At 43.5% G+C, this 6,402-nt stretch carries 5 protein-coding genes and 1 pseudogene; 5 read left to right on the plus strand and 1 reads right to left on the minus strand.

Features of this window, described 5'->3' with window-relative positions:
* The first annotated feature begins 302 nt into the window (after window positions 1–302).
* The 5 genes from AQR02_RS11190 to AQR02_RS11215 all read left to right on the plus strand — a co-directional run bounded on the left by AQR02_RS11190 (window position 303) and on the right by AQR02_RS11215 (window position 5,919).
* Complete coding sequence (locus tag AQR02_RS11190; RefSeq protein WP_159067741.1) at window positions 303–1,514, plus strand: LTA synthase family protein; 1,212 nt, start codon at window positions 303–305, stop codon at window positions 1,512–1,514.
* Window positions 1,515–1,661: 147 nt separating this feature from the next.
* Window positions 1,662–1,850 (plus strand): hypothetical protein, encoded by a 189-nt coding sequence (locus AQR02_RS11195; RefSeq protein WP_054940628.1) that lies wholly within the window; start codon window positions 1,662–1,664, stop codon window positions 1,848–1,850.
* Window positions 1,851–2,217: 367 nt separating this feature from the next.
* The gene (locus tag AQR02_RS11205; protein ID WP_054940630.1) at window positions 2,218–3,312 is read left to right on the plus strand and encodes a GerAB/ArcD/ProY family transporter; all 1,095 of its coding nucleotides are present in this window, start codon (window positions 2,218–2,220) and stop codon (window positions 3,310–3,312) included.
* A complete protein-coding gene (locus AQR02_RS11210; RefSeq protein WP_054940631.1) occupies window positions 3,309–4,721 on the plus strand; it encodes a spore germination protein in 1,413 nt (470 codons plus the stop codon). Before AQR02_RS11205 ends, AQR02_RS11210 begins: the two co-directional genes overlap by 4 nt.
* 16 nt (window positions 4,722–4,737) lie before the next feature.
* Window positions 4,738–5,919, plus strand: a complete 1,182-nt coding sequence (locus AQR02_RS11215; protein ID WP_245237603.1) for a Ger(x)C family spore germination protein — start codon at window positions 4,738–4,740, stop codon at window positions 5,917–5,919.
* 142 nt (window positions 5,920–6,061) lie between these two features.
* Here AQR02_RS11215 and AQR02_RS34070 read toward each other — a convergent pair.
* Window positions 6,062–6,402 (minus strand): annotated as a pseudogene (locus AQR02_RS34070) (NAD(P)/FAD-dependent oxidoreductase); the annotation flags it as partial.

Genomic DNA, 6,402 nt, shown 5'->3' on the forward strand with positions numbered 1-6,402 from the left:
AAAAATATTTCTTCATTCCCTTTTTACAGCAGTTTAGTTATCGGATTTATCGCAATGGCCATTGGGCTTTGTATGCTTCTAAGCGTTGTCGTGAATATTATTCTTGATGCATTGGTCATCTTCGTCTTCCATTGGGATGTAATTGGCGTTGCGTCTAGCCCAATAGGATAGGGTAGCTGCATAATTACAGCGGTAATGACCACAATAAACAAAGCAGCATGAGGCAAAAGAAAGGGAATCAAATGCTACGTAATTTAATCTTCCGGAGAACGGCTATACTACTGATGGTATTTCTCTTCAGTATGGCTGATTTTAAATTCAAAGCTTTGGGCGGCCCGCTTCCATTAAAAATATTTGAATATAAGAAGGTCAATCAAAAGGCGTACTTCGGTGCAGGTAACGGATATAACCTGATCGTAGTGCAGCTTGAATCATTTCAGAATTTTCTTGTGAATCTATCGGTCCAAGGGCAGGAAGTCACTCCAAATTTAAATAAGCTGTCGGCTAAAAGTATCTACTTCCCTAACGTTTTTTCACAAATAGGGCGGGGGAATACCTCGGATGCCGAATTTACGAGCAACACTTCTATTTACCCTGTAGGTGATCCAGCGATGTCATCCGGATACGCAGACCGGGATTTTCCCAGCATAGCAAAGCTACTGCACGCCAAGGGATATATTTCCAACACTTTCCATGTTAATGAGGTAAGCTTTTGGGACCGGGACCGGTTGTATCCGGCATTAGGTTTCGATAAGTATTATGATAAACCCTATTTTAAGCAAGAAATCTTTAACCGTTATGGAGCCTCCGATGAAGAATTGTATACGGTGGCTATCGAAAAGCTGCAGCCGCTACATCGAAACAACAAGCTGTTTTATGCACAACTTGTTACTGTATCGAGTCACTCACCCTTTAAAATACCTAAGGCCAGCAGGAGATTGAAGTTAAACAAGGACCTGGACGGAAAACTGCTGGGGAATTATCTTACAGCTGTTAACTATGCTGACTATGCACTTGGTACCTTTATTGAGAAGCTTAAACATGCCGGACTTTGGAACCAGAGTGTTCTGGTCGTATATGGGGATCATTTCGGATTAAGCAAAAAGAAATATAATCCCGAGAAGATCAGCCAGACCTTTGGCATCCGTTATCACAAGCAGATCAGCACCCTAAACATTCCACTCCTTATTCATCTGCCGGGGAAACACCCCGGACAAAGAGTGGAGCTTACGGGGGGGCAAACGGATATCCTCCCTACCGTTGCGAATATCATGGGAATTGATTTGAAAAGCTTAGGATTCACAGCATTCGGTCAAGATTTGCTGAATGTTAAGCACAATACAATTGGAGTCCGGTATTATTTGCCGTCCGGATCATTCTTTAATGATGATATCCTCTTTATACCCGGTAAAAAAGGGTTTGAGGACGGGACCGCGACCTCCATAAAAAGCTTCAAAAAAATAAAAACATTGCGCCTTACAGATCTGAATATGAGGAAATTATTAAACGCATGAAGCAATCTGACAAGTATGTTAAACAACTTCCTGTTCGGGAGGGGGCAGGATTGCCGCGTTTGTGAATTTCTTGCATAAGCTCCGCGTTGTAATGGAAAACTTCTGTAGTGCGAATCAACAAATTGATTACTTAGGAGGTTAAACCTTATGACAACTCAGGATCCGCAGGAGCTTCTTAAGCTGAAGCACGCGCAGGATGAAGAAAAAAGGCAGTTCACAAACTTTGCCCGGGCTGTCTCCGGCCACGGTGAAGTCGAAGCAGGTCAGGACAACAGTAATGACCGGCTGCCTGACGATCAAAACCGTATGAAATCTGTGGAGAACAGACAAAATTAAGGAATTCAATGAAGCCGATCCCACAAAGGATCGGCTTTAAAATTTGATATAGGCAAATTACATAATAAGGAGTTCAAAGGATCAAATTAACATTAACTCAAGTGAACGGGGGGCGATGCATTGATTTTTCTTGGCATTTTTATTCTAGCGATTATGGGGACAGTGCTGCTGGTGTTCCTTGACGTATTAGTATATCGTTTTTCATTCCAATCTGCATTGCTACACTTATACTTCATTCCTACTAATTCTTCATTTCTTTGGTTTCTTGGGGCTGCTCTCTTAACGGCAGGGGGAACCGACTTGAAAAACTCAGCATTAATCAGGCGTTTAGTCTTAATGCTGACGAGAAAAAGGGGATGAGACTTCAATGAAGACAACCCGCCTTCAACCCTTTCACACCTTTACAATCATGACTGTCTTTCTGCTGGGTACCTCAATTATTTTTGGGACTCCCCGATTGGTTGAGGACACATGGATTGTAGATCTAATCACCCTTGTTCCTTCCTGCGCTTTATTCATCTTATATACCTATTTGCTAATGGCTGGTAAGAGTAACGACCTATATTCGCTCTTATATAAAATATGGGGACGATTACTGGGCAAGGTTCTTGTATTAGGATATACCGTGTATTTTTTATATATTGCCTCCCGGAACGTACGCGACATGATTGAGTTAGTCAAGACAACACTTCTTGGGAGTACCCCTGAGGAATTGCTCATTCTTTTGTTCACTTTAGTCATTGCTTATGCTTCAGCCGGAGGACTATCTACGATTGGCCGTGTAGCCATCCCGATTTTGGGTATGGTTCTCTTTTTCTTTCTCCTGCTGGCGGTATTTCTCGGTTTCAGCGGATCATTGGATACGGAACGAATCCTTCCGCTTCTCTCCAAGGGAGTCTCACCTGTAATCACTGCTACATGGAAAAGCACGATATGGTTTCCTTACGGAGAAATAATCGTGTTCCTCGTATTTGTGAATGGACTCGGTAACCCAAGACGATTTCGGGTACTGGGATTGGCCGCGATGATTTGCAGTTGCTGCGTGCTAACCTTCTCTAGCCTCCTGCAGATCTGTACACTCGGGAAGGAGAACATGAAATTCTCGGTCTTTGCATTATTGGACGCAGCAAGACAAATCAATATAGGCGACTTTATTACCCGTATGGATGCGCTAGTGGCGTTTATCATCTTTTTTAGTGTTCTTATAAAGTGCTCGATCTTTTTATACGCTGGCACAAAGGGTGCCGCGTTCGTATTTAAGAAAGACTTTAGAAAGTTCACGTTACCATGTGCGTTCCTTATTGGCGGCTATTCCATTTTGGTTACGAACAATTATGGCGAACATATCGAGGAAGGTCTGGAACATGTCATCTTCTGGCTGCATATACCGATGCAGCTGGCGATTCCGGCTGCCACTCTGCTTCTTGTCTGGATTCGTAATCTGAAGGGAGAAGAATTATGACTACAGATGAAATAAAACCAAGTACCGGCATTAATATAGAGTCTGTAAAAGAGGAAATCGAACAGCGTTTGGGAGGAACCTCTGATTTGGCATCCGTAACGATTAGGATTTTTGGGGAAACAGGGGTGTTTAGCTATTTGACCTCAATGACTAACACTGCTTTTCTAATGGAAAATGTCATAAAACCACTCACACACACTGTGGACCCTGTTGACAAATTGCAAAAAAACCAGTGGCTTGATCGGATCCGAGAACAGTATTTGGCGGGATTAACCATGGAGACATCAAATGACGTTGAGCATTTCACAGACCTAATATTGAAAGGTTATGCCGCTTTATATCTCTCCGGTATGACAGAAGTTTTATTGATTGATATCAAGGAACTTGAAACGCGTGCCGTAACTGAGCCGACTACGCAGAGTGTAGCCATTGGACCTAAGGATGGATTCACGGAATCAGCAGAGACGAATATCAGCTTAATCCGGAGGAAGATTCAGAACCCAAACCTGCGCTTTGAGAAATATGAACTTGGCGAGATAACAATGACGTCCATTTACCTCTCCTACGTAGACGACTTAGTTGAGAAAGACGTCTTGAATCGAATTCGCGATAAAATTAAGCAGCACAAAATGGATAGTCTGTTCGCTTCCAGCAACCTAGACACCCTGTTCCAGACCAAGGAACTTTCTTTGTTTCCGACTGTCTATGCAAGTGAACGGCCAGATAATATTTGTAATGGTTTGATGGATAAGCGTGTCGCCATTATCGTAAACGGTAGTCCGTTCGTACTCATGGTTCCCTCACTATTTAATGATTACTTCAGATCACCTGAGGACGTCTACCAATGGTTCTCCTTCGGTGTTTTTATCAGGTACCTGCGATATTTGTCCTTTCTAATCTCACTTTGTATGCCGGCACTCTATATCTCAATCACTTGTTATCATCAGGAGCTGATTCCGACCATGCTGCTCACGAGCATAGCCGCCCAGCGGCAAGGCATTCCATTCCCGGTGGTTTTTGAGGTTTTGGTGCTGGAGATCACATTTGAGATCCTTAGAGAAGCAGGAACCCGCATGCCGCGCATTATCGGACAATCCATCTCAATTGCAGGCGCGCTGGTACTTGGACAAGCTGCTGTTTTGGCGGGATTTGTGTCAAATGTGAGCTTAATCGTTGTTTCTTTAACGGTTATTTCAGGTTTTGTATCCCCAATCTACAGCTTTGGTGCAAGAATACGTTTATTCCGATACGGGCTTATCATACTCGGTTCCATTCTAGGTTTGTTTGGCGTCTTCCTTGCGGTTTCGTTTTTGTTGATTCACTTGTCGCGTATCGAACCTTTCGGGATACCTTATCTAACATCCAGTCTTACGAAGCGCGCAAAAAAGGGGGAGCGAAATGCTGCGTAAAAGTTTAATTCTGATTATGGCGGCCATCTTATGTCTGCTCCAAAGCGGCTGTTGGGATTGGGTGGAGGTGAACCAGTCTTCCATGTTGACCGGAATGGCGATTGAGCCAGGGAAGAATGGAATGTTAAAGCTCACCATGGAAGTGTTAAATCCCGCCGAGGCGCAAAGAGTACAAAACGGCAGCGGAGGGCCTCCTACACTTCTATATACCATGGAGGGAAAATCAATCAGTGAGGCTTCTTCCCGGATGAATGAGATGGTTGAGCGGAAAATCATCTTCTCTCATATTCATATGGTTGTCATCGATGAAAGTATTGCGCGAAAGGGATTAGATCAGATTATTGATGTTCTTCAGCGATCCCGCTTTGTGCGCGAGGACGTTCTGTTACTGATTGCCAAAGATACACCGGCATCAGATGTACTGAAGATCATGTACCCAAGCGGACAATATGCAAGCTGGAAGCTCAGAATGCAGATCATTCATTTTTTCCGTTCTTGGGGAGGCACTCCGAAAAGTACATTGTACAACTATACAGATGCAATGTTGGATGAAGGAAGGGAGCCTGTTCTCGCTGCAATTTCTGTAGAAGGAGATGTCAACAATAGCGACAACAGCAAAGCCACAACATCATCTATTCCTAAAGCAATCGTCAAATGTGCTGGCTCTGCAGTGTTCAGAGAGGACAAGCTCCTGGGTTTCATTTCGGTGTCAGATACAAGATTGTTAAACCTGATTAGAGACAAGATTACAGGAACGAGCTTTGCGGTTCCGGTTGATAACAAGCAAGGTATCGCAACGATTCGGATGAACCCGATACACACAACCATGGATGTAACATTGAATAACGGACGCCCGCATGTAAAATTATCAATTGCAGGAGAAGGCCATGTGAGCAGCATTGATACGGATTTTCCTCTTGATACTGCGGCAGGGTATCGGCAACTGGAACAGCTGGAGTCTAATTACTTGAACGAACAGGTTAAATCCACGATTGTCCGTATACAAAAGGAGTTTGGTGTGGATATTTATGGATTCGGTGAGTATATGAACCGGCATCACCATTCCCAGTATAAGCTTGCGAAGAAAGATTGGAACGGTCATTTTAAAGAAGCTGAAATCGAGGTTTCCAGCAGAATTTCCATTTCCCGGTCAGACTTGAAAACTAGGAGGTTAAACAAACCGGATGCCGGGCAGTAAACATGAACCAATTTGTAAGGATAACCATCCGAAAATAAAAGCGATAAGAAAGCCCTTAACGGGCATACCTATCGCTTTTATTCTTAGAAAGTGGATCGTTATCCAGATCGCGGGCTAGTTTCCGATACAACATAAATACATCTTACCGGGTTACAAGAGGTCTGCTTTGCAGGTAGATTTCCAAATCAGGGCTGGATCCGGTTAGAATCTTATCCGAAACAACTTTGGCTAAGACTCCGTTATATACGGTTCCGTTATCTCCATAAGCCATAAGGATATAACAATGTGGATAGGTCTCGTATTGGCCGATTACAGGCAATCCGTCATGCGTTCCACCGTAAAAGGCTCCTAAAAAGTATTCCGGTATGGCCTGAATGTCCGGGAATAGATTGTTAAACGCCCCAAGGAGTTTGTCCTTGCTTGCAAGGATTTTAGAATCCCTTGTTTCAGCGTAAGTTGTATCCTTATCCATTCCTCCAATAA

The organism is Paenibacillus ihuae (assembly GCF_001368795.1).
Lineage (GTDB): Bacteria > Bacillota > Bacilli > Paenibacillales > Paenibacillaceae > Paenibacillus_AQ > Paenibacillus_AQ ihuae.